Origin of the sequence: Nostoc sp. (genome assembly GCF_036918015.1) — a bacterium.
In the GTDB taxonomy this organism is placed as follows: Bacteria; Cyanobacteriota; Cyanobacteriia; order Cyanobacteriales; family Nostocaceae; genus Nostoc.
In genome coordinates this window covers 1-22,380 of sequence record NZ_JBALEO010000057.1, presented here as the reverse complement: position 1 = coordinate 22,380, position 22,380 = coordinate 1, and the positions used below count along the sequence as shown (strand labels likewise).

At 41.5% G+C, this 22,380-nt stretch carries 27 protein-coding genes; 19 read left to right on the top strand and 8 right to left on the bottom strand.

What is annotated here, in order from left to right; translation table 11 throughout:
• Positions 1-170: 170 nt before the first annotated feature.
• The 4 genes from V7K61_RS13105 (at position 171) to V7K61_RS13090 (ending at position 1,873) form a co-directional block, all read left to right on the top strand.
• The gene (locus V7K61_RS13105) at positions 171-746 is read left to right on the top strand and encodes a Uma2 family endonuclease (RefSeq protein ID WP_335053711.1); all 576 of its coding nucleotides are present in this window, start codon (positions 171-173) and stop codon (positions 744-746) included.
• Positions 747-859: 113 nt separating this feature from the next.
• Positions 860-1,078, top strand: a complete 219-nt coding sequence (locus V7K61_RS13100; RefSeq protein WP_335053710.1) for a hypothetical protein — start codon at positions 860-862, stop codon at positions 1,076-1,078.
• Complete coding sequence (locus V7K61_RS13095) at positions 1,062-1,391, top strand: type II toxin-antitoxin system PemK/MazF family toxin (protein ID WP_335053709.1); 330 nt, start codon at positions 1,062-1,064, stop codon at positions 1,389-1,391. Before V7K61_RS13100 ends, V7K61_RS13095 begins: the two co-directional genes overlap by 17 nt.
• A 140-nt stretch (positions 1,392-1,531) precedes the next feature.
• Complete coding sequence (locus V7K61_RS13090) at positions 1,532-1,873, top strand: XisI protein (protein ID WP_335053708.1); 342 nt, start codon at positions 1,532-1,534, stop codon at positions 1,871-1,873.
• Between the two features lie 51 nt (positions 1,874-1,924).
• Here the strand turns inward: V7K61_RS13090 and V7K61_RS13085 are convergent, their stop codons facing one another.
• Together V7K61_RS13085 and V7K61_RS13080 are read right to left on the bottom strand one after the other, a co-directional pair.
• Positions 1,925-2,296 (bottom strand): aspartyl protease family protein, encoded by a 372-nt coding sequence (locus V7K61_RS13085; RefSeq protein WP_335053707.1) that lies wholly within the window; start codon positions 2,294-2,296, stop codon positions 1,925-1,927.
• Positions 2,289-2,504, bottom strand: coding sequence for a hypothetical protein (locus tag V7K61_RS13080; RefSeq protein WP_162400202.1), 216 nt, complete (start codon positions 2,502-2,504; stop codon positions 2,289-2,291). Before V7K61_RS13080 ends, V7K61_RS13085 begins: the two co-directional genes overlap by 8 nt.
• 425 nt (positions 2,505-2,929) lie before the next feature.
• Between V7K61_RS13080 and rsmH the strand changes: the two genes are divergently transcribed.
• From rsmH to V7K61_RS13055, 5 genes are all read left to right on the top strand, one after another.
• Positions 2,930-3,814: a 16S rRNA (cytosine(1402)-N(4))-methyltransferase RsmH gene (gene rsmH, locus V7K61_RS13075; protein WP_335053706.1), complete on the top strand. Its 885-nt coding sequence runs from the start codon at positions 2,930-2,932 to the stop codon at positions 3,812-3,814.
• A gap of 75 nt (positions 3,815-3,889) precedes the next feature.
• Positions 3,890-4,543 (top strand): MotA/TolQ/ExbB proton channel family protein, encoded by a 654-nt coding sequence (locus V7K61_RS13070; RefSeq protein ID WP_335053705.1) that lies wholly within the window; start codon positions 3,890-3,892, stop codon positions 4,541-4,543.
• Positions 4,544-4,690: 147 nt separating this feature from the next.
• Positions 4,691-4,897 (top strand): glycogen debranching protein, encoded by a 207-nt coding sequence (locus tag V7K61_RS13065; protein ID WP_094351122.1) that lies wholly within the window; start codon positions 4,691-4,693, stop codon positions 4,895-4,897.
• Positions 4,898-5,277: 380 nt separating this feature from the next.
• Positions 5,278-5,835 carry a methylmalonic aciduria and homocystinuria type D protein gene (locus V7K61_RS13060; RefSeq protein WP_190240939.1) on the top strand — a complete coding sequence of 186 codons (558 nt, stop codon included), beginning with the start codon at positions 5,278-5,280 and terminating at the stop codon, positions 5,833-5,835.
• A gap of 174 nt (positions 5,836-6,009) precedes the next feature.
• Positions 6,010-6,150, top strand: a complete 141-nt coding sequence (locus V7K61_RS13055; protein WP_335053704.1) for a hypothetical protein — start codon at positions 6,010-6,012, stop codon at positions 6,148-6,150.
• Between the two features lie 444 nt (positions 6,151-6,594).
• On the opposite strand, the gene V7K61_RS13050 is transcribed toward V7K61_RS13055, so the two are convergent.
• The 3 genes from V7K61_RS13050 to V7K61_RS13040 form a co-directional block, all read right to left on the bottom strand.
• Positions 6,595-6,867: a DUF3143 domain-containing protein gene (locus V7K61_RS13050; RefSeq protein ID WP_094351119.1), complete on the bottom strand. Its 273-nt coding sequence runs from the start codon at positions 6,865-6,867 to the stop codon at positions 6,595-6,597.
• A gap of 31 nt (positions 6,868-6,898) precedes the next feature.
• On the bottom strand, positions 6,899-7,423 hold the full coding sequence (locus V7K61_RS13045; protein ID WP_335053712.1) for a J domain-containing protein: 525 nt from the start codon (positions 7,421-7,423) through the stop codon (positions 6,899-6,901).
• A gap of 126 nt (positions 7,424-7,549) precedes the next feature.
• Positions 7,550-9,820 carry a transglycosylase domain-containing protein gene (locus tag V7K61_RS13040; RefSeq protein ID WP_335053703.1) on the bottom strand — a complete coding sequence of 757 codons (2,271 nt, stop codon included), beginning with the start codon at positions 9,818-9,820 and terminating at the stop codon, positions 7,550-7,552.
• A 436-nt stretch (positions 9,821-10,256) separates the two neighbouring features.
• Between V7K61_RS13040 and V7K61_RS13035 the strand changes: the two genes are divergently transcribed.
• Entirely contained in the window at positions 10,257-10,961 is a 705-nt protein-coding gene (locus V7K61_RS13035; RefSeq protein WP_335053702.1) for a hypothetical protein, read from the top strand.
• Positions 10,962-11,169: 208 nt separating this feature from the next.
• Here V7K61_RS13035 and lspA read toward each other — a convergent pair whose 3' ends face one another.
• Together lspA and V7K61_RS13025 are read right to left on the bottom strand one after the other, a co-directional pair.
• Positions 11,170-11,646 (bottom strand): signal peptidase II, encoded by a 477-nt coding sequence (lspA, locus tag V7K61_RS13030; protein WP_289795760.1) that lies wholly within the window; start codon positions 11,644-11,646, stop codon positions 11,170-11,172.
• A gap of 220 nt (positions 11,647-11,866) precedes the next feature.
• A complete protein-coding gene (locus tag V7K61_RS13025; RefSeq protein ID WP_334716384.1) occupies positions 11,867-12,454 on the bottom strand; it encodes a biotin transporter BioY in 588 nt (195 codons plus the stop codon).
• Between the two features lie 594 nt (positions 12,455-13,048).
• Between V7K61_RS13025 and pstS the strand changes: the two genes are divergently transcribed.
• From pstS to V7K61_RS13000, 5 genes are all read left to right on the top strand, one after another.
• Complete coding sequence (pstS, locus tag V7K61_RS13020) at positions 13,049-14,230, top strand: phosphate ABC transporter substrate-binding protein PstS (RefSeq protein WP_335053701.1); 1,182 nt, start codon at positions 13,049-13,051, stop codon at positions 14,228-14,230.
• Between the two features lie 143 nt (positions 14,231-14,373).
• Entirely contained in the window at positions 14,374-15,324 is a 951-nt protein-coding gene (pstC, locus tag V7K61_RS13015) for a phosphate ABC transporter permease subunit PstC (protein WP_334932167.1), read from the top strand.
• 19 nt (positions 15,325-15,343) lie between these two features.
• Entirely contained in the window at positions 15,344-16,225 is an 882-nt protein-coding gene (pstA, locus tag V7K61_RS13010; protein WP_335053700.1) for a phosphate ABC transporter permease PstA, read from the top strand.
• Positions 16,226-16,282: 57 nt separating this feature from the next.
• Positions 16,283-17,089, top strand: coding sequence for a phosphate ABC transporter ATP-binding protein PstB (pstB, locus tag V7K61_RS13005; RefSeq protein ID WP_335053699.1), 807 nt, complete (start codon positions 16,283-16,285; stop codon positions 17,087-17,089).
• 120 nt (positions 17,090-17,209) lie between these two features.
• Positions 17,210-17,491 (top strand): hypothetical protein, encoded by a 282-nt coding sequence (locus V7K61_RS13000; RefSeq protein ID WP_335053698.1) that lies wholly within the window; start codon positions 17,210-17,212, stop codon positions 17,489-17,491.
• A 25-nt stretch (positions 17,492-17,516) separates the two neighbouring features.
• Here V7K61_RS13000 and V7K61_RS12995 read toward each other — a convergent pair whose 3' ends face one another.
• The gene (locus V7K61_RS12995; RefSeq protein ID WP_335053697.1) at positions 17,517-18,083 is read right to left on the bottom strand and encodes a Uma2 family endonuclease; all 567 of its coding nucleotides are present in this window, start codon (positions 18,081-18,083) and stop codon (positions 17,517-17,519) included.
• A gap of 146 nt (positions 18,084-18,229) precedes the next feature.
• Between V7K61_RS12995 and V7K61_RS12990 the strand changes: the two genes are divergently transcribed.
• The 4 genes from V7K61_RS12990 (at position 18,230) to V7K61_RS12975 (ending at position 22,305) form a co-directional block, all read left to right on the top strand.
• Positions 18,230-18,634, top strand: coding sequence for a type II toxin-antitoxin system RelE/ParE family toxin (locus tag V7K61_RS12990; RefSeq protein WP_335053696.1), 405 nt, complete (start codon positions 18,230-18,232; stop codon positions 18,632-18,634).
• Positions 18,634-19,338 carry a helix-turn-helix domain-containing protein gene (locus V7K61_RS12985; protein ID WP_335053695.1) on the top strand — a complete coding sequence of 235 codons (705 nt, stop codon included), beginning with the start codon at positions 18,634-18,636 and terminating at the stop codon, positions 19,336-19,338. The genes V7K61_RS12990 and V7K61_RS12985 overlap by 1 nt, the downstream gene beginning before the upstream one ends.
• Positions 19,339-19,455: 117 nt before the next feature.
• Positions 19,456-19,920, top strand: coding sequence for a hypothetical protein (locus V7K61_RS12980; RefSeq protein WP_335053694.1), 465 nt, complete (start codon positions 19,456-19,458; stop codon positions 19,918-19,920).
• A 210-nt stretch (positions 19,921-20,130) separates the two neighbouring features.
• On the top strand, positions 20,131-22,305 hold the full coding sequence (locus V7K61_RS12975; RefSeq protein WP_335053693.1) for a tetratricopeptide repeat protein: 2,175 nt from the start codon (positions 20,131-20,133) through the stop codon (positions 22,303-22,305).
• Positions 22,306-22,380 lie beyond the last annotated feature (75 nt).

The following is a 22,380-nucleotide window of genomic DNA, read 5'->3' as shown; positions in this document are numbered from 1 at the left end:
GTTACTGGGGTGCTTGTGATTACAGGCATCCCTTTATTTTTTGCCCACCCTCTCACTTACTGATCGCTCACCTTTAGTCTAAAGTCCAGTAAATATGTTTTTCGCTAAAGTGCATTCGCTTTTGGCATTTTTATGGGAATATTCAAGTTGAAATTTTTCTAAATTTTTCTATGGATGCGTTAACTATCAACTTTGCTCCTGTTCTTCAAATAACAGATGAGCAATTCTTCCAGTTATGTCAGATAAATGAATTAATCAGATTTGAGCGTAATGCTGATGGCACATTGCTACTAATGCCTTTAGTCGGAGGTTTAACCAGCAACCGCAATGCTAATTTAACTGCTCAACTTGGAGTGTGGAATCGTGATGAGTCACTAGGTATAGCTTTTGCTTCTTCGGTTGGGTTTATTTTACCAAATGGGGCAGTTCGTTCTCCTGACGCATCTTGGTTAAAACGTGACAGATGGGATTCTCTCACACAGGAGCAAAAAGAGGGATTTCCGCCTGTATGTCCTGATTTTGTAGTGGAATTGCGTTCTGATACTGATTGTTTAAGAAGGCTACAAAATAAAATGCAAGAGTACCGAGATAACGGTGCTAGATTAGGTTGGTTAATTGATTTAGAAACTCGGCAAGTAGAAATTTATCGCTCCGGTAGAGATTTTGAAGTGCTGGAATCTCCTGCTAGTTTATCAGGAGAAGATGTGCTACCGCAATTCGTGCTTAATTTTGAAGATATCTGGTGAATTGATTAGAATACGAAGTGCGTTAGCGTAGCTCACCGTAGGTATCGCTTTACTTTTGAGGTTTTCTGTAAAGCGATCGCTCCTCATAAACTATCAAAGCATAAAATTAAAGCATGACTATTCATAAAACAGATATGCTAAAAACGCTTTGGGCTACTGTTCGAGAAGGAAAAATCGAATTGCTAGAGTCAGAGGAATTACCGGAAGGGACAAGAGTGCTAGTGACGCTGCTTCCTGATGATGAAACTGAATTTTGGCTTCAAGCCAGTCAAACGTCACTCTCATCAGTTTGGGATAACACTGAGGATGATGTCTATGCCCAACTACTCTAAAAATGACATCATTTTGGTTCAGTATCCTTTTTCAGATTTGTCCAGTTCAAAAGTTAGACCTGCTGTTGTTGTAAGTGCGCCGCATATTTCTCAAGACATCCTAATTACACCCTTGACGAGCAAAACTGGAGCGTTGCTAGAAGGTGAGTTTGTCTTGTCTGAATGGTCAGCAGCAGGGCTAAACGTGTCTACAGCAGTCAAGAGAGGTTTATACACAGTGCATAAAAGCTTAATTGTAAAAGCGATCGGCAAGTTAGCTGATACTGATGCTGAACTGTTAGAGCAATCTTTGCGGTGTTGGTTGGGGTTGTGATAGTATTGGCAACTTTGCAAAATTGAGAATTGAATGCCTAAACAAAGCGATACCTACGGTGAGCTACGCTAACACACTCACTCTCACTCTTTCACAACTGGCGATCGCATTTTTAACAATGAAAGGGAGCAAATTACTTTATGGATAAATTAATAGCATATCGAGAGCTAATTAAACAGGTGCTAACGGAATATGATAATTTATCTCGTCAATCACCTGATAAAATTGCTGAAAATTGTTTAGTGTTTGATGAAAATCACGATCATTATCTCTGGTTAACTGTAGATTGGCAAGGTAGCAAAAGACTTAAATATACTCATATTCATATTCGGATTAAGAATGAGAAAATTTTCATAGAAGAAGACTGGACAGAAGCGGGAATAGCGACTGAATTAATGAAGTTAGGTGTAAATAGCAGCGATATTGTGTTAGCTTTTCAGCCTCCAGATGTGAGAAAATTTACAGAATTTGCAACAGCTTAGTAAATTATTATTCTACCGGGGCGATACCTACGGTGAGCTACGTTAACGCACTTACTCTTCCACCTCCATAAAGAAGTTAACTTGCCCCAAAATTAGCGGTACGTTTGTAGCCTGTGTCCATGCAAATACAAGTTGTATAGGTTCAAATTGTCCAACTACTGCCTGAAGAACCACGACACGCGCTTCGTATTGAGCTAAATTACCTGTCAAACTCAATGCAGTTGTCTGCTGCTCCCACACATACCCAAGCTCAACTCCTACTGGATAGGGAAGCACATTCACGCTTGCTCCAGTATCCAACAGACCGGATGCGATCGCAGAACTTTGTTGGTAGATCAAAGTAAGGGGTAGATAGGGGCGGAAACTGGCTTCGCCCAATGCAACATCAATCGGGATAAAGGAATACCGTTGTGCGTTACGCATGGTCTTGAGTTTTAGCAGCTTGTAGCACTTTCAACATAGTATCTGCTGCTTCAACTGCATCATAAGGCGACCAGACAGGATAGGACTGATCGGGCTTAATCAGATCGGTTTCCTGTTGGGCTAACTCTGAGATTAAAACCTGCATAATGTAAAACTTATCTGCTCGACTAAGTTCTCGCAAAGTGGAGATTAATTCTGCTGAAACCATGCAAAGCACTCTAGTAAATCAAGCCTGCTTCTCGATCATAGTTTATTCGTTGGGTTTCACTGCGTTTACCTCAAGCTACAACTAGAATAATCACGTCTGCAACTTACAGATGAGACAATTCAAACAGCTAATAATGCGACGCCGAATAGCCCGTCGTAGACATCGCACTCACTCTTCCACAAATGGCGATGGCTTTATTTTTGAGGTTTTCTGCAAGGCGTAGGCGTAAATAAACTGTAAAGGTAAAAAATAGCACTATAGATGTTTAAAGCTCAACATCCAAAGCTGACGCTGAGTGTTGAGTTTATGATATTTTCTTTTGTGTCTTAGTGATTTAAAAACAATTTTTTAACTAGGAACACACTAAGACACATAGAAAAGAATACATAATTAAAGTTCATCTGTGGTTTTTTGCCCTAAGTCTCATGAATCGTCAGCTAGCTCTTGAAGAACCGATATTTTCCCATCTACCAGTGTTACCGCAAGAAGTGATTGTAGGTTTAGCGGTATCTCCAGGAGGTCATTATCTTGATACGACTGTAGGCGGTGGTGGTCATAGTCGCCTAATTTTAGAAGCTTCTGGAGATGTGCGGGTAACGGCAATTGACCAAGATGAGGATGCTTTAGCAGCAGCGAGGAAAGAATTAGCAGAGTTTGGCGATCGCATACAATTTATCTATAGCAATTTTGCTGACTACGAGTTTCCCCCCAACACTTTCGATGGTATTTTAGCCGATTTGGGGGTGAGTTCTTACCATTTAGATAAAGCAGAAAGGGGTTTCAGCTTTCGCCAAGCTGCGAATTTGGATATGCGAATGGATCGGGGGCGATCGCTAACTGCTGCTGATGTGATTAATAATTGGAATGAAGCCGAATTAGCAGATATTTTCTTTAAATACGGTGAAGAGAGATTATCGCGGCGCATTGCTCGTCGTATTGTAGAACGGCGACCGTTGCACACGACTACAGAATTAGCTGATGCGATCGCTTCTTCAGTTCCTCCCAAATACCGTTATGGGAGAATTCACCCCGCTACCCGTGTTTTTCAAGCTCTGCGAATTGTCGTCAACGATGAGTTAAAATCCCTAGAAACCTTTTTGGATAAAGCACCAAATGCCCTTGTCCCTGGTGGCAGAATTGCAATTATTAGTTTTCACAGCTTGGAAGACCGTCCGGTGAAGCATGGTTTAAGAAATTCACCTTTATTAAAAATCTTGACAAAAAAACCAATTATTGCCCAAGAAGAGGAAATTAGTCAGAATCCGCGATCGCGATCGGCCAAACTGAGAATAGCTGAAAAGTTGCTGTAACTACAATGCAGCGTTAAACCCCTCCATCTCAACGATCTGCTAATCTAGCGTTGTTGAAGAGTGAAAAAATAATAAATGGAAATTAGTAATCTGTTTACAGCAGGTGGCGTGGTCATGTGGCCTCTGCTGGCTTTCTCTTTGTTAGGCGTGGCGCTAATTATCGAACGTATCATCTTTTGGGTAAAGATAAGTAATCGGCAAAACAAGGTAGTGCGAGAGGTGCTACAGCTTTATCGCCTTGATAATGTAGTTAGTGCTTTAGATAAATTGCAGAAAAATACCGATTTACCCCTAGCTCGAATTTTTTTAGCAGCTTTAGAATTGGAGGAGCCGACACCAGAGGAATTTCGTTTGGCATTGGAAAGTGAAGCACAAGCCGAAATCCCCTTGCTCAAGCGCTCCCAAAATATTTTTGAGACAATTATTGGTCTTGCGCCCCTATTAGGACTTCTCGGCACTGTATTAGGATTAATTAACTCCTTTGCTTCTCTAAATATCGGAGATGTGGGAGGTAGTAAAACAACAGGTGTAACAGCTGGAATTAGTGAAGCTTTAGTATCGACAGCATCAGGGTTGGTAGTGGCAATCTTTACACTTTTATTTGCCAATACCTTCCGGGGACTCTACCAGCGGCAGATTGCCTGGATTCAAGAATATGGCGGACAGTTAGAATTACTCTACCGCCGTCGCTACGAAAGAGGAGATAAATCATATCTGCCGAATAAATGAAGCGGAACTGGATAATTGTAAATTAATAATCGTTAATTGGGATTAGTTCACTATTTGTTACCAAATTTTGCTCTAACACTTTTGACTCTAATAGTATTCTAAAATGACGAATAGCTTTGTTCGCTACAGTTATTGAGGAAATATTCCATGACTATTTGGGTAAATGAGCAAATCGATCCGTCTGGGATGATTCACGCCTGTATTGCCACTCGTAATGAATCTCAAGCTAAAGATTGTCATGATTCTTTTGAGAATAATTTGACCAAGACGCAAAAGGCCGCAGGTTGGGTAGCGCGATTACGGACAGTCGATTCTTGGGATGAAGTGCCGGTGAATTCTTTAAAACTCAATTAATTGGGTGCTATAGAAATTAGCCTACATAGCTGAAATATCTTCTGGCAGACATAATTACTTTTGTTATTTTCTGCTTACTCCAACCTGCGTTGCTTTTTTGGGATTTTGATCGAATATATTTCATCTGCGTAGGCGTAGCTAGGCATTGGCATCGCTTGTCTACCACACGCTATCTATGCCAATACCCAGAGCGATCGCAGCAAATTTTATGAGAATAGGTTAATAAAGGATAAAATTCGGATTAAATTTCTCAAATTATTATTAACTGCTTCCCAAAAAAGTAACATATTATAGAAAAATGATGATTTTTCTTAACTTTTAAGAGGTATCATCTATACCGTAGATTAAATTAAAAAATTTGTATAAGCCGAATCAATTTAGTGAACTATCCCAAAGTTTACACTTCGGAGCAAGCCTGTCCCATTAATTTAGTTGGCGAAACAGGACAAGCGGTTCAAATTTCAATTCATGCTCCCAGTCAATATATCTGTGCCAACTGCGAACGGATATTACCAGATTGGAAACGGCAGCCATTTTTACGAGTAGTGATTGTATTACAACAATCGCGTTATCAATTAGTCGAAAAGACAGCAGAAGTAGAGTCAGAGAAAGAACGCTTACGAGAAAAGTTTATGAGATTTGGCTGTGATTTAGCATTTAATTTGCGCGATCGCGGCTATTTAACTGACCTGATTGACCCTCGTACAGGCTATCCTTTACTCTCCCATCCCGGAGCAATTCCTCACGACGATACAGCAGTTGTCAAGGCTTTGCTAAACTATCCGGTGATTAAAAATCAATGCCGTGTGTTAGTTCATCCCGATTGGGGTGCAGCAGTTTATCCTAGTATTTTGATATCAGAAGCTCCCCCAATTGTGATCGAATGGGTTACAAAAGGCATAGCATCCATGCATGGGTGGAAAGAAATTAATTATTAGTCATTTGTCATTTGTCATTGGTCATTGGTCATTGGTCATTGGGTATGTAAAAACGTATATCAGCACTTGTCTCTCCAAATAAATTCTTCTGCTAGGATAGTCGAAGCGATAGTGCGGCTTGTTACTTCTCTCTCATGAGTAGATGGTACAAAGTCAAACCAGGGATAATGTCTTTTGGTTCCTGTTTGGGTAACATCTCAGGTTGATCGGCAGGTATTTCAAATTGATGATAATTTTAACCATTACTGTCAGACTAAACTTTTAGCCCGTAGCGAAGAGAATGGTACTTTAGCAGCATCTGCGGGAATTATATAACTATAACTATCGGCAAAAATCCTGTTCCCAACTTTCTGTATATAAGTAGATGGGTGGGGAAATTTATAACTATGTCCGCTGCGATCACTGCGATCGCAAAGCGTGTCTCGTTAAGACTCAGCAAAGTATTCGCGTAGCGTCTCGTAGAGAAGCAATCGCAGGGGTTTCAAGCTTTTTATATCTCGTTGGATATTTAGATTTATTTGTGCTTATACCATTTCTTTGTGAGGCTGCGCCAAATTTTCTTTCTTCTTTGTGTCCTTTGCGCCCTTTGCGGTTCATTCCTCATATAGTTTGGCGCATCTTCATACAGAATTAGTATTACCTAGCTTATATTAGACTTCTAAAGCTATTAGTAACAAAATTTGATACATAATTCCCGTTACAGGGTTGCTCCTGTAACAGGCTCATTGGAAGCTCTACCAATAGTACATAAGCACTTCTTTATGGCCCAGAAAAGACAGCTTGTTCTACATCATCCCGACTAAGAGAATACTTGAATGAGCGTTGGATATCTTGTCCATTTTCTCCAGATTGAACATATCGCACTACAATTTGCTCAACATCGAGCCATAATTCAGCTTGCCAATTAGGTCGCTGTACACGCCAGCAATGCCTTTGCGTTTCATCTTGTTGACAGCCTTGGTCTTTTAGCCACTGCTCAATTTGTGGCAGGGGATGATTATATAGGGGAGTATCAGAGGGAAGAAGAGCCATAGGAATTTTAGATTTTGGATTAGGGAATTGTTTAATTTTTAATTATCGGATGGGTAATTAGTTGCGATATATAGCTAATCTGCTGTTGTACAAATGTAGTTGGTTGCAACAAATAAGAATGGATCGCAGCCTCGCCACGAGTTAAGCCAATGGCAACTGCTAATAACAAACAACCTACAAATGTTAACACCAGCATAAATAAAGCAAAGATTTCGCCAGATGATAAAGGGCGATCGCTCGCATCGAGGTAAGCTGATTTTGACCAGTCATGAGAATGCGAGACGGGATGGTTCAAATCAGGGGGTGGTTGAATCACTCCAAAGCGGGAATAGCCAATTTTCAAATCGTAGCTTAACCGGCGTTCTGGATGGCTAAGGGTAGCGTAAGCTTCGTTGATTTGCTGAAATTTGGGAGTGGCGATCGCAGTCGGCAAGTCTGTAGTATCAGGATGATAAAGCTTGCTCAGTTGCCGATAAGCGCGACGAATGTCAATTACCGATGCCCAGGGATGCAGTCCTAGCAGGGAGTAATAAGTTGGTTCGCTGCTTTGTGGCATTGCCCCATTTTGATTCACATCTGTTTGAGTCACTTTGCTCAAAGATATTTTTTATATTTTAAATCCTTTGTGAATTTGAGAAGACACAGCATCAATAGTTCCCAATGCCCAATACCCAATCCCCGTTTACCTTGTAATTCTCCGCATATAATTTCCCCACAACTGAGCTGCTTGAGCGCTGCTGCCAGATGTCGGGGAATTATTATCGTTTCCCAGCCAAACGCCAGTTACAAGTCGCTGACTGGGGATAAAACCAATAAACCACAAGTCAACGTTTTTATCAGTTGTGCCAGTTTTACCAGCTTCCCCTAATCCAATGGCAGCACTACGACCAGTGCCTCTGGCGATGACACCACGCATTAAAGTAGTCATTTCATCGGCGACATTAGTTGTCAACACTCGTTTGTTAGCACCTGGATCTTGGTCGAAGGAGTAGATTACACGACAGGTTTTGATATCATTGCGATCGCTGCAATCACCACTGTCTAAAATTCGGCTAATAGCATGGGGAGGATTCAACACACCGCGATTGCCAATAGCGCCAAAAGCACCAGTCATTTCCAAAACATTAACTACACTTTGACCCAGTACCAAGCCAGGAACCGGATCGAGGTTTGATTTTATCCCCAAACGCTGCGCCATGGCCACAACTTTATCCAGCCCGACTTGTCTGGCAACTCGCAAGGCGATGGGATTTTCTGAAAGCGCCAGCCCGGTGGCAATATCTAAACTAGTGTCAGCACCAGCACGACAGGGTTTATAAGTAAAGCCTTGCCAAGTTAAAGGGGCACAGGAATAACTGTTGGATGGCGAAATTCCCTGTTGAATGGCGGCAGTGTAAGCAAAGATTTTGAAGGTGGAACCTGGTTGTCTTTTGGCTTGAACAGCACGATTGAACTGACTTTTTTTGTAATCAGTCCCGCCTACCATTGCCAGGATACTGCCTGTACTAGAGTCAAGAGTGACTACTGCTCCTTGAGAAAACTTAAAAGTTCTACCAGAGTTGTTGACCGAATTACTTAATGCTGATTCTGCTTGTTTCTGTATGGCTGGATCGAGCTTGGTTTCAATGATATAGTTTCCTTCTCTTGCAGCTCCCTCCCCTAAAATTGATTCGAGTTCAGAGAAGACATAACTGTAAAAATAAGGTGCGATCGTTTTAGCTTGCTGTTCGCAGACTTTAGGACTAATTTGGACAGTGGAGCGTCTAGCCCGGTTCGCATCCTCTGCTTTAATTTTGCCCATCTCCAGCAACCGCTTAATCACACGATTTCGGTATTCGGCCGCTTCTAGCTTATTGGGCCCATCCCCACAAAAATCGAAAGCGTTGGGGGCTGGTAAAATTCCTACCAATGTTGCTGCTTCTGCCAAAGTTAATTCTTTAGCCGACTTCTCAAAGTAATATCGGGCTGCATCCTCAAAGCCAGAGGTATCCCCTCCCAAAAAAACCCGATTTAAGTACATCAGCAAAATATCATCTTTGCTGTAAAAGGTTTCGAGCTTTAGGGCGACAACTGCCTCCCGCAATTTGCGGCCAAGGGTATCCTGTCTACCTACATACTCGCGGAACAAACTGCGGGCAACTTGCTGGGTAACAGTGCTGGCTCCTTGTTGCACATCTCCGCTGCGGCTATTAATCAACACAGCTCGTAAAATCCCTAGAGGATCAACCCCAAAGTGCCAGTAATAACGACTGTCCTCTGAAGCCACTACCGCAGCAGGCAAATAAGGGCCAAATTCCTCTAATCGCTTCATGTCTACATGAGAGATTGTCCGAGGCTCTCTCAGGGGAGTGGCTCCATCACGGGCGTAAACAACTACTGGGGCGCGTGTCGCTGTCGGTAGAGGTTTGACTGAAAATTTCAGCCATTCCACGCCAATCACTAACGTTAATAGGGCACTGACACCACCAACTCCATAAGCTGTCCAACTTGCAGCTTTGACATACCATGCTGGTGGATCGACATATTGCAACCGCACAGAAGCGGCGAGTTCTGGGGGCCCCAGAGTCAGAATATCGCCGTGACGCAGTTCTAGGGAACTAACACGACGTTTGCCACGATAAATGCCATTGGTGGAGTTTTCGTCTTTGATCGTGAAAACTGGTGTGCGTTGAGTAGAATTCCGCGATAGTGACAGGTGAATTTGGCTGACAACCGGGTTACGGATAACGATATCGCTGGATTTGGAACTACGACCGAGAATATAGCGATCGCCCAACAGTGGATATACCTCTGCTTTATCCGCCCCCGCATCCTGCACCCAAAGTTCTGGTACTTTGGCATTAGGCTTGAGCGCCAATTTTGAAAAATCGACCCTAGCTTGAATCGTATGTACTGCTTGAGTCAGTTGACCTAGTAACGTTTGTGGCTTGTGAGGGGGTTGGGGAGAACTCATCGGCTATTCACATCACAGTTTTTAATGAAGAATCGGGCGAATTACAATCAATTTTAGATGTTAATCTTTCATCATTTTACTCATAAGCCAAAGCATAAATTAGCTATACGGGACTTTATTGATTTAATTTATACTTAATTTTATATTATAGCTAGAATTTCTTTGTGATTTTAGTCACTTCTTTATATAAAAAAAATTCCTTCTATATTCTCAAAGGCTTAAAGTAGCTAGTATTATTCGTTCAATAACTATAAGTATAATTTTTCCTTTTGTCTTTTTAAACACTAGCTATTAACAAACAACTGATTTAATTGTTACCAATTTTACATATCCACATATTCTGAAACAAACCTAAATATCTTCATTTAGGAGGATTTTCTAAATCTTAATTATCTGCTTTAATAGGGCGAGTGTTCTGTTGAGGTTTAATTTCAGAATGATGGGAAAATCTCTGACCCTGATTGGTACAGCTTTATCTTTGGCACTTACCACTAATATTGCTGTAGCCCAATCCAGTAAATCCCCCATAGCCCAATCTAGTAGCGACTCCACTAGTGCACCAGCGGAAATTAAAATGTCGCCAGAAGGGATGAAAATTCTGTGCGAGCATTTTCCGCTCAACTCGCGCTGTTCCGGCGGCACAGCAGCCACCCCTAGCGCTCCTGGTAGCACTACAGTACCAGCAGAAACAACACCAGCAGAAACAACAACGCCTGATAGCACCACCACTCCTGATAGCACAACTGCACCAGGAACCACTCCTCCTGAATCTGGTACTCCCGAAACCACTCCAGCACCAGGAAGCATAACCCCACCGGCACCTGGCGCACCTAGCAACTTAACTCCAGCACCAGGAAGCGTTACTCCAACCACTCCTGAAGGCGCACCTAGCAACTTAACTCCAGCACCAGGAAGCTCAACCACTCCTGAGGGCGCACCTAGCAACCTAACTCCAGCACCAGGAAGCCCAACCACTCCTGAAAGTGCACCTACTACTCCTGGCAGCACTACCGAACCAGGAAGCTCAACCACACCTGAACAACCTGGCACTCCTGGCACTCCTGGCAGCAGTATCGAACCAGGTAGCTCTCCCAGTACTCCCGGCTCTAGTTCGCCAAAAACTCCTACCACAGGTAACTAAATTTAAAGCTGGGGCATAATCTAAATACTAGTTTGCCATCAGCGATCGTCGGTGCATCTTTCTTGAACTCTTGCACCAGTTATGCAAACTGGTGTCAGGTGACAAATAAAAATTGATAAAACCTTATACGTAAAGTCTTCGCATATAAGACTGAGCAAGGGTTTCACTAAGTCAATAGCCTGGGATTAATCATCCCAGGCTTAATAGTTTAATGGGATCTGCCAGTTGAAGTGGGTGTTTTTTGCAAGGAAGCGATTAACAGGCAAACAATACCGATACTAATAAATGAATCTGCCACATTAAATACAGCAAAGTTAATCAGGCGAAAATCAAGAAAATCAACGACGTAGCCTAAAACAAAACGATCGATACCGTTGCCCATAGCTCCACCTAAAATCAAGCCATAGCCTAACTGATCCCACAAATTTAATGTTGGGCCAATTAACGCCAATGCTATCAATACTAAACTCACTCCTAAAGATAACCAGCGCAACCACTCTACTTTCCCACTCAACAGACTAAAAGCCGCACCAGTGTTAGTGACATAGGTGAAGTGAAATATCCCAGGCAAGAGTGGTAGTGTCTGCCCCAAGCTAAAGCTTTGTACTACCCAGTACTTTGTTATTTGGTCTAAGAAAAAAGCAATGAAGGCAGCGATCCAGAAAAGACGATTTTTTAAATGCATGGCGAATTAGTCATTGGTCGTTGGTCGTTGGTCATTAATCACTTGTACTGAGTTTCGACTTCGCTCAACTACCGCATAGTCGTTGGCGTGGTCACTGAGCGTAGTCGTACCCCTCCGGGGAAGCAAGCTACGCGGAGCGTCTCCAAGAGTTGTGCAGCCTCTCCAAGAGTTGTATTGGTCATGAGCTTTTGACAAATGACAAAGGACGAAAGGCAATAAACTAATAAAACATTAAGTGACGCAATATATATGCTATTACAGTAACTGCACAGACCACGATTAGTTGACCTGGTAGTGCAAACCAGGAATATCTAAGGATTGCTTGCATCAAGGGTAGATTTTCTGTGCCTTTCCACTGAAAAAAATAGCTAATAATCAAATAAGTAATACCGCATAGGTGGAGAGTTAACAAGCCACAGATACAACTAAAGGCAAGAGTTTCTAGTCGAGGTCTTGCTTTAAAAGCAACTAAGCCACAAATCCAAGCTCCAGGAATAAAACCTAGTAGATAGCCAAACTGAGAAAGCTTGACATAACCAATACCGCCGCCATCGGCAAATACTGGTAATAAGGTTAACCCCATGACTAAATAGGCAATTTGCGAGAGCGCACCCGCATTTTTGCCTCCTAAACAACCCACTAACAATACTGCGCCAATTTGAAAAGTGACACCTAAAGAAAAAGTCTGAATTCCGTGCTGACTCCAAGTCCAAGGAAAGGTGATGCCATAAACTTCTAAGAAGGTACCACCCATTGTCAGGAGTAAGCCAATCATAGACCATAGTAATTGGTTGGAAGCAGCAAACATTTATCAGGCAACCAAGGAAAAGCAAAAGGGAAAATCAACAGCAACTAGCATATTCATTAATATTGAAATAAAATTTCTGCTTACATCTTAAGAACTAGCATATTTTCTTTTGCCTGTTTGGTATGTAATTTTTCAGTTCTACGAATTGTAGCTGAGGTGTCTATTATCTGATTTTCTTGGCTGAGGCGTGCTGTGAATTCTGGTATTTAACCTAAAATATGGTAAATTAACATTATTTATATTAGTATTTATACTAATTTCGCAGAGCAGTGCCTAAATTTGCCTACAAAGTGTTTAATGCTTAATCTTAATTAATATTTATATATTTATATTTTTTTTATGACTTGACCAATGAAAATACACTACTAATAAATTTTTGTAAATAAGTATAACAAACTTACGGTAGTAATATTTCTATCTTAAACTTAAAGTGAGAGTATAAAATTTATCAATAAAAACTAAAAATAAGGGTTTGCTCTTCATCAAAAAAACAAGTATCTTTTTGCTTTGTTAACCTTTCGTTAATCTCTATTGTTGTGCTTTGGGAGTATCTTAGAAACGCTCACCTGAAAAGTTACTAAAAAATTGATAGCGATGCTCTCACGTCTTAGTGCAATAAAAACTCATCGCCTCACAGGTTCAATTTCAGTGTTAGCACTGACAATCAGCCTAGCAGCTTGTGGCGGACAACAAACACCAGATAGTACAGCCAGCAAGGATACGCCTTCTGGTACTGCTACAGATACTACTGCCTCTAGCCCAGCTAAATTAGACCTTGGCGGAACCGTAAAGTTAAGCGGAGCTGGTGCGTCTTTTCCGGCACCACTTTACGATACCTGGTTCACAGATTTAAACAAAAAATATCCCAATCTGCAAGTTGACTATGCATCAGTTGGTAGCGGTTCTGGAGTTGAACAATTTATCAAAGGCACTGTAGACTTTGGTGCCAGCGATGTCGCAATGAAGGATGAAGAAATCCAGAAAGTACCAGCAGATAAAGGTGTTATTTTACTGCCTGTGACTGCTGGTAGCATCGTGTTGGCTTACAACTTGCCTGATGTTCCAGAACTCAAGCTCCCACGAGCCGTTTACGCCGATATTCTACTAGGCAAAATCACGTCTTGGGATGATGCCCAAATTGCCAAGGCTAACCCAGGTGCAAAGCTTCCGAAAGAGTCAATCACAGTTGTTTATCGTTCCGATGGTAGCGGAACCACGGGTGTGTTCACCAAACACCTCAGTGCTATCAGCCCTGAGTGGAAGAGTAAAGTTGGTGAAGGCAAAACCGTCAACTGGCCTAAGGGAGTAGGGGCTAAAGGTAACGAGGGCGTTACTGCCCAAATCCAACAAACTCAAGGTTCCATTGGTTATGTCGAGTATGGCTATGCCAAACAAAATAGTCTCAAGTTTGCTGCTTTGGAAAACAAAGGCGGTAAGTTTGTTGTAGCTAGTGAGGAGTCAGCTTCTAAAACTCTCGAATCAGTACCTCTACCCGCAAATCTTCGCTCCTTCATTTCCGATCCTGAAGGGGCTGATTCCTATCCCATCGTCACTTACACCTGGATTTTGGCTTACAAGAAATATCCCAATGCGGCAAAAGCCAAAGCGATCGAAGCTGCGATCGAATACGCTTTAACTGATGGACAGAAACAGGCTAGTGCATTAGGATATGTTCCTCTACCTGCAAACGTCATCACAAAGGTAGCTGCGGCGGCTGACCAAATTAGTCCAGAGTATAAAATTTCTGTTGCCAGTGGTAGTAGCGCTAGCAAGTAAGCAATTACACACAGATGTCAAGTAGTAACTTTGAATACGGAGTTACTATTGTATTTAGTTTAAATAGATGATGAGGCGACAATTTTATTAAATCTGTTTGCCTCCCACATTTTTCTCTGATTTAACTCTGAAAGTCGGTATTCATGACTACAAATTCTCAAAATCTGTCATCAGCGATGAAAAATCGCTCTAGCGCAGAAAAATCCTTAGATTTGGGTTTTATTTGGCTGACTAAAATTTTTGCTTTTGGGGTTGCTGGGACTTTATTATGGATCGGGTCGCAAGTTGCAATTGCCTCTTGGCCTGCTATCCAAAAGTTTGGTGCTGGCTTTTTAGTCAACACCACTTGGAACCCGGTTAATGATACCTATGGGGTGCTACCTCAAATTTATGGAACTCTCGTGAGTTCTTTTATTGGTCTGCTGATAGCAGTCCCAATTGGTGTTGGTACTGCTATTGTACTGAGCGAGGATTTTTTACCTGCAAAAGTGAAACTGGTACTGGTTTTTGCGGTAGAACTACTCGCAGCTATTCCCAGCGTTGTCTATGGCGTGTGGGGTATTTTCGTTTTGGTGCCAATATTAACCAGCTTGGGAAAATGGCTGAATGGTTACTTTGGCTGGCTGCCATTTTTTAGCACTTCTCCTACAGGGCCAGGAATGTTGCCAGCAGGAGTCATATTAGCGATTATGACTTTGCCTATCATCACAGCTTTATCCCGCGATGCCTTGATTTCTGTACCCCCCAGCTTGCGCCAAGCCTCTATAGGACTAGGAGCAACCCGCTGGGAAACAATTTTGCAAGTTCTGATCCCAGCAGCCTTTTCGGGCATAGTTAGTGCTGTGATGTTGGGACTTGGCCGCGCAATGGGAGAAACAATGGCTGTAACGATGTTAATTGGCAACTCCAACAACATCAGTCTCTCTCTTTTTGCACCAGCCAATACGATTTCTTCTCTACTGGCAAATCAATTCTCAGAAGCTAGTGGTTTGCAAGTTTCGGCTTTAATGTATGCGGCTTTAATTCTATTTTTCTTGACACTAGTGGTCAATATTCTGGCAGAGTTGATCGTTCTGAGAGTCAAGCGAATATAGCTTAGTTTTGGGTTAAATTATGACTTCTAATTTTCCAGAGCGCAGTTTAACTCGCTCCGCCATGTCTCAAAGAACACTGTTTAATACAGTGATGACCGTAATCGCTTTTACCTGTGGAGTATTGGCACTTGTTCCTTTGCTAGCAGTACTTTCTTATGTGATTATTAAAGGCTTTAGCAGTCTGAATCTGGCCGTGTTTGTGGAATTGCCACCCAAAGCTCTTCAAAAAGGAGGAGGCTTTGGTAATGCCATTTTAGGCACGCTGCTGATGGTAGGAATTGCTGCCTTGATTAGTATCCCCTTTGGAGTTTTAGGGGCGATTTACATCACAGAATTTAGTTCGGCGAGAGTAGCTAGATGGGTGCGTTTTGCGGCTAACGTCCTGAGTGGAGTCCCCTCAATTATTGCTGGGGTATTTGCCTATGGGATTGTAGTTTTAACAATGGTAAAGTTGAACTTAGGATCGTATTCAGCTCTAGCTGGAGGGTTTGCACTGGCAATTTTGATGTTGCCAATTATTCTGCGAACTACTGATGAAGCGTTACAGTTAGTATCGCAAGATTTGCGACAAGCTTCTGTAGGGTTGGGAGCGACTAACTTTCAAACGGTAAGTCAAGTAGTCTTACCAGCAGCTTTACCAGCTATTGTAACTGGGGCAACGCTATCGATCGCCAGAGCATCTGGAGAAACCGCACCTTTGCTATTTACTGCTCTATTTTCTAACTTTTGGCCAGATGGTTTATTCCAACCAACAGCTTCTCTGGCTGTTTTGGTTTACAAATACGCCATTTCTCCGTTTAAAAATTGGCAATCTCTAGCTTGGGCAGCATCTTTGATTTTGGTATTGATGGTTCTAATCACAAGTATCATCGCTCGCTGGGCAACTCGTCAAAAAGCTTAGTCAATAACCATCCACAGTGCAAATCCCCATCGCTAAAATCAACACTAGATTTAATTTATGGCTACCAACACTAAGACAGTGAATGATACTGAAACCGTTTTACGGGCTGAAAATCTCAACATTTACTACGGCAAGTTTTTAGCCTTACAGAATATTTGGCTAGATATACCGAAAAATCAGGTGACTGCTTTTATCGGCCCTTCCGGTTGTGGTAAAAGTACGTTGTTGCGATGCTATAACCGCCTCAATGACCTGATTGAGTCATTTCGGGCAGAAGGTAAAATACTTTTTTACGATAAAAACTTGTATGCACCCGATATCGACCCTGTAGAAGTGCGTCGGAGAATTGGGATGGTGTTTCAAAGACCAAACCCATTTCCCAAGTCAATTCATGACAATATTACTTTTGGAGCTAAAATCAACGGCTACAAAGGTGATTTCGATGAATTGGTAGAAAGCAGTCTGAGAAAAGCAGCTTTGTGGGATGAAGTCAAGGATAAACTACATCAAAGTGGCTCGTCTTTATCTGGTGGACAACAACAGCGGTTATGTATTGCTCGCGCGATCGCAGTCCAACCTGAAATTATACTGATGGATGAGCCTTGCTCCGCTCTTGACCCCATTTCCACCTTGCGTGTTGAAGAACTGATTCACGAACTTAAAGAGCAATATACGATTGTCATTGTCACCCATAACATGCAGCAAGCAGCGCGTGTTTCTGATAAGACAGCCTTTTTTAATGTTCGGACTTCAGAGAAAGGAACCCGTAGCGGCTATATGGTAGAGTATGACGCAACAGAATTAATTTTCAACAATCCTCAACAGGAAGAAACCAGAGATTACGTTAGCGGCAAATTTGGATAAATATTTGTTTTACATTGTTGATATTAAAGCAATGAGGGATACTCGGAAATTAAAGCTGTGCGATATTCCTCTATGTTTTTTATTTGAAGGACTTTTTTCTTCCCAACAAACTTCATCTCCATGCAGTCCGAAGTCTATTACTTAGTGCGCTCAAAAACTGACGGGAATTATCTCATCGCTCGTCCTGATGCCGAAACATCGGGTTATTTATTGCTGTTTCAGGAAAACTTTGACGCTCTCAGCTATCTCAACACCCATGCAGCAGAAGTGGCAAATCGCTTTGCTGTAGAATCTATTGCGCGTACACAGTTGGGAAACTTGCTTAAACGTTGGGGTTTTAGCGGTGTGGGTATTGTGAGTGACCCGTTATTGCCCAAAGTTGAGTTTTTACAGCAGAGTTAACTAATTCGTAATTCGTAATTTTATATTAATTAAATAGTTGTGCGATCGCACAAGTAAAATTAGGCAATATAGGTGAACTCAATTCATCACCATTGAATAACGTAGCAACTAATTTTAAACTCGCTTGTTCGCGTCGATATACTTCCACTTGTTGCTTGCGCCAATCTACAATCCAATATTCTCTGACTCCTCGTGATGAGTAGAGCTTAAGTTTTAGTTCTCTGTCCCGTTTTTCGTTTTCACTACCAGCAGATAGCACCTCTACAACTAATTCTGGCGCACCAGTCAAATGCCCAGCCTCGTCTAAAAGTAGGGGTAATCTCTCGTTGCTAGCCCAGACAACATCAGGGATAACATTATCATTGTCGCCAAAAATTATTCCTGGAGCAGTCACAACTTCTCCCAGGCAAGTAGTTTGTGACCAATTATCTAAGGCAGTACAAATTCTGGCACAGGCTTTTTGATGATTCCAGTGAAGCGCTTTAGTTACAAACAATTCTCCGTCAATAATTTCATAGCGGTTCCCGTTATCTGGAAACAATTCTAAGTCGGCGGTAGTCCAGCGCACTCTCTCAGATATTGGCTGGTTCATAAATCATCTCTGTTAGGGGATTTACCTATTTTAGCCTGAGTGGAAATAGAACATTTTAGTTACATTCCCATAATCTATGCGATATTCCTTATAAGGAATAATATATTGACATTCCTTATAAGGAATATTATACTTTGAGGTAGGAAGTGAATTGGACTTGGGAACTTTATCAAGATGTCAATGGGGAAATCCCCAAAGATTTGCTTGCTTTTTTCATTAGGATGATTCCTGAACAGGAGCAACCAGAAAATCCACCAAAGCCATTACTGAGTCCTTCCGAAACCAGGCGTTTGCAAGTTAACCTTGGCTACCTGTGTAACAAAGGACTCGCATCACTCACCAGTGGCATCTTTGAGAAACTTGAAGATGACCTGTATGAGTTACGTATGACCAAGAGCGAACATAATCCAAGGTTTATTTTAACGGCTGCAACTCCTCAACGGTTTGTAGTGCTGCACGCCTTTATGAAGAAATACGACAACGCTATCAAAGAGAGAGACAAAGAGCCTGCAAGAGTGAGATTGCATGAATTGCAGCAGAGGGAAAATTGATGAAAAAACCTAATTTTCAAGCTTGGTTGCAGGAGAAGGTAAGCGACGAGCCAGAAGTGATTTTGGCGGGAAAGTTAGAGTATCTGCGCCTATATCTTACTGATGCTATGCGGGAAATACGTAAGAAAGCAGGATTGACTCAGGCAGAGCTAGCCCAAAAACTGGGGGTAAAGCAGGCGGCTGTGTCTAAATTGGAGTCGGCGTTAAAGGAACATGAGTTGGAATCAGTGTTGCACTATTTACATACCTTGGATGCAGATTTGCTGGTAGCCGTCAAACAAGGAGATAACTTATATCAAGCTAGTGATAACGAAGGTGTGTTGTTGGTAGATGTACCAGATGTAGTTTTCCAAAAAGCATTGGCGGCAAACATGAGCGTTCGGGAATATGTGCGTGTCGCTGTTGAGAAGTTTTCTGGCGAGGATGATGGACTGAGAACAGCTTTGGTAAAACTGCTCGAAAGTGACGATTTGGTAGCTGTGAAAGTAAGAGCGCGTTTAGGTTCAAGAACAATCCAAGAAGTTGCTGTAGAGTTGGAAAAATGTTTGAGTCTATCTGAAGAAGATAGGATTTTTGCTGTGAAAAATGTTTTGGCTGCTAATGTGTCGTGTAGAGAAAGTAATCGTGGAAGTAGTGATGAAGTTGATGAAATTGAGTTGTTGGATTTAGCTGAAGAATTGCTAGAAAAGTTGGCAGATACTTAGGATGACACAGACAACAGTCTACCATAGGTAGTTATTTAAAATTTAATTTATAGTTGTCGGTCACTTTCATTTACTGGATTGGTATAGCCACGTTATTACTTAACAAAGTGAGTCCTTATGGTTCAGAAAAAACAATCTGACCGTCAACAGAGATTAGACAACTTTTTACAAGCTGTAGAAGCTGCTCAAAAAGTGCAGGATGACATCATGAAGTATGGGCTTGAAGCCGCCTATTTATATTGTGATGATGTTGATGGAGATTGGCTAGAAACATGGGGAGAAGACGGAGATGGGCAGCAAAATTTTGTAGAACTAGTGACTAATTTCCTGCAAAGTGATGACTTGGTAGCGGTGAGGCTAAGAAAGCAGCTAAAAGATAAATCGCTACAAATAATTGCTGTTGATCTGGAAAAATGTCTGAGTTTATCTGAAGAAGATGATCAGATTTTTCCTGTCAAAAATGTATTAGCGGGTAGTGTTGCGGTTGCAGAAAGTAATCGCGGAACTAGTAGTGATGAAATTGATGAAACTGACTTGTTGGATTTAGCTGAGGAATTGCTGGAGAAATTGGTAGATTTTTAGGATGACAATAAAAGCTAAGTCGATTAATTTGATATTGAGCCAATTTTTCTCAAGCAGTGTGTGTTAGTGGTAGGTAATGCACTTAAAGCTGTGGAAAATCTCTGAAAAGATGCTATAAATCCAGACCTCAGTACAACTAACTAGCTTGCTTGACCTACAGCTTAGTGCTACTGGCTTGCTATGCCAAAATTTAGAGTGAGTAATTCAGGAATGGACAAACAACGAATAAAAGCCTATTACAGTTTCTTATTTAAAATATTGAATACAATTTCGGTAAATTGGGGCAACTCACAAGCATTAAACTCGCTGCTTCTAAATAACTTAGAAAAACTAGATGACAATTTTGCTAAAGTACTGCAAATTTGGGCGACAGATGAACTGTCTAAAGTCGAACCGTCAAGGGCAAAAGAGATTGCATTAGTCATCTCCGATTTCAGCATACAAATCCAGTCTTTTCCATTTGGCAGCAGAGCAAGCAATTTAGAGATTGCCCTCACAGGCAACAAGATGGCACTAACTGTTTTCACAAGAGAAGCTTCTTCACAGCAGTGGCATATAGAACATTGGGCTGTGCTGCAAACTAATCTTGCTAATGTTTACTGCGATAGAATTAAAGGAAACCGAGCGGAAAATTTAGAGGCTGCTATCGAGGCTTACCAATTAGCCTTAAAAGTCTTTATACAGGAATCATTTCCAGAAGAGTGGGCAACAATAATAAATAATCTTGGTACTGCTTACAATGAGCGGATACTGGGTAATAGAGCAGAAAATCTGGAAGTAGCGATTAATGCCTACAGATTGGCATTAAAAGTCCGCACTAGAGAGGCATTTCCTGAAAAATGGGCTAGTACTCAAGATAATTTGGGTAGTGCCTACGATCAACGCATTAAGGGAGATCGAGCCGAGAATCTAGAAGCAGCTATCGAAGCTTATAAATTGGCTTTAAAAATTCGCACCTTGGAAGAATTACCCCAAGAATGGGCTAAAACTCACTTTAATTTAAGTAGTACATACGTTGCTCGTATTAAAGGAGATCGGGCACAAAATCTAGAAGCAGCTATTAAGGCTTGTGAAGTAGCTTTACAAGTATATACACAGGAAAATTCACCAGAATTTTGGGCTAAAACTCAAAAAAGTCTCGCTATTGCCTATCGTCAAAGGGTGCATGGAAACCGGACAAATAATTTGCAAGCGGCTATGAATAGTTACAACTCAGCCTTCCAAGTCTTTACACGGGAAGCGTTTCCAGCCGATTGGGCTACACTCCAATATAACTTGGGTAATCTCTACAGTGACTCAAATCAAAAGAAGCATACACAAGATTTGGGAGCAGCAATTCAGGCTTATAATTTAGCTTTGCAAATATTTACAAGGGAAGCATTTCCAGCAGATTGGGCAATGACCCAATCTAGTTTGGGTACTACTTATACTCTACAAGGAAAAATAGATGAAGCTATTGAGTGTTTACAATTAGCTTTAGAAATTTATACCCCTACTTCTCTTCCTCAAGAATGCTTGAGATGTTCAAGAAAATTGGGAAACATAGCTTTTGCTATTACATTATGGAATGAGGCTATAAAAGGCTACAATAACGCTATTGATGCTGTTGAACAAATCCGTACTTGGGCAACTTCTGAATCACGCCGTCAAGAAATTCTGGAAGAATCTATCGATCTTTACCAAAATATGGTGCAAGCTTGCATCAACGCTGGACAAATAGAAAAAGCTTTTGAATACTCCGAGCGATCGCGTTCCAAACGCCTGGTAGATTTAATGGCAAGCTACAACCTGTCTCAAGGCGAAGAAATCCCCCCAAACGTTCAAGAATTATTGCAGCAGTATGAAGAACTGCAACAACAAATTGACCAAGAACGCCAAAGCCATAAATCTGAAAATAGCCGTAGTGAAACACGCGCTGCTTGGGAAGCTTATAATGAAGCGATCGCATCTTTAGAAACCCAAAAACAACAAGTTTGGGAAAATCTCAGACGCGAAGATGCCGTATTAGCTGGAGAAATTCAAGTTAACCCCCTCAGTTTGTCAGAAATTCAAAAGCTAATTGACCAACCAAATACAGCTATTCTCAGTTTCTACACTACCAACAGCGACACCCATATTTTTATCGTCCAGCAAAACAAAATTTCTCTCCACACCTGCACAGGACAAGGCTTAAATACGTTGCAAGCATGGATTGAGCAGAATTGGTTATTACCTTATATGAATGATTCCCAAAAATGGGAAACTCAAATTAATACTATTCTCCGCGAATTAGCTGAACGCCTGCAAATATCTGAACTCATTTACCAACATCTTCAAGGAATAGAAGAGTTAATCTTAGTACCTCACCTCTTACTACATCAAATTCCCCAGCAATTCTCATTTTGAAATAAATAGAGTATTAACCCCCATTTTGAAATTCCCAAAGTAGTATAAAAGAACTAGTTTTTCAGGGAGAGGCGA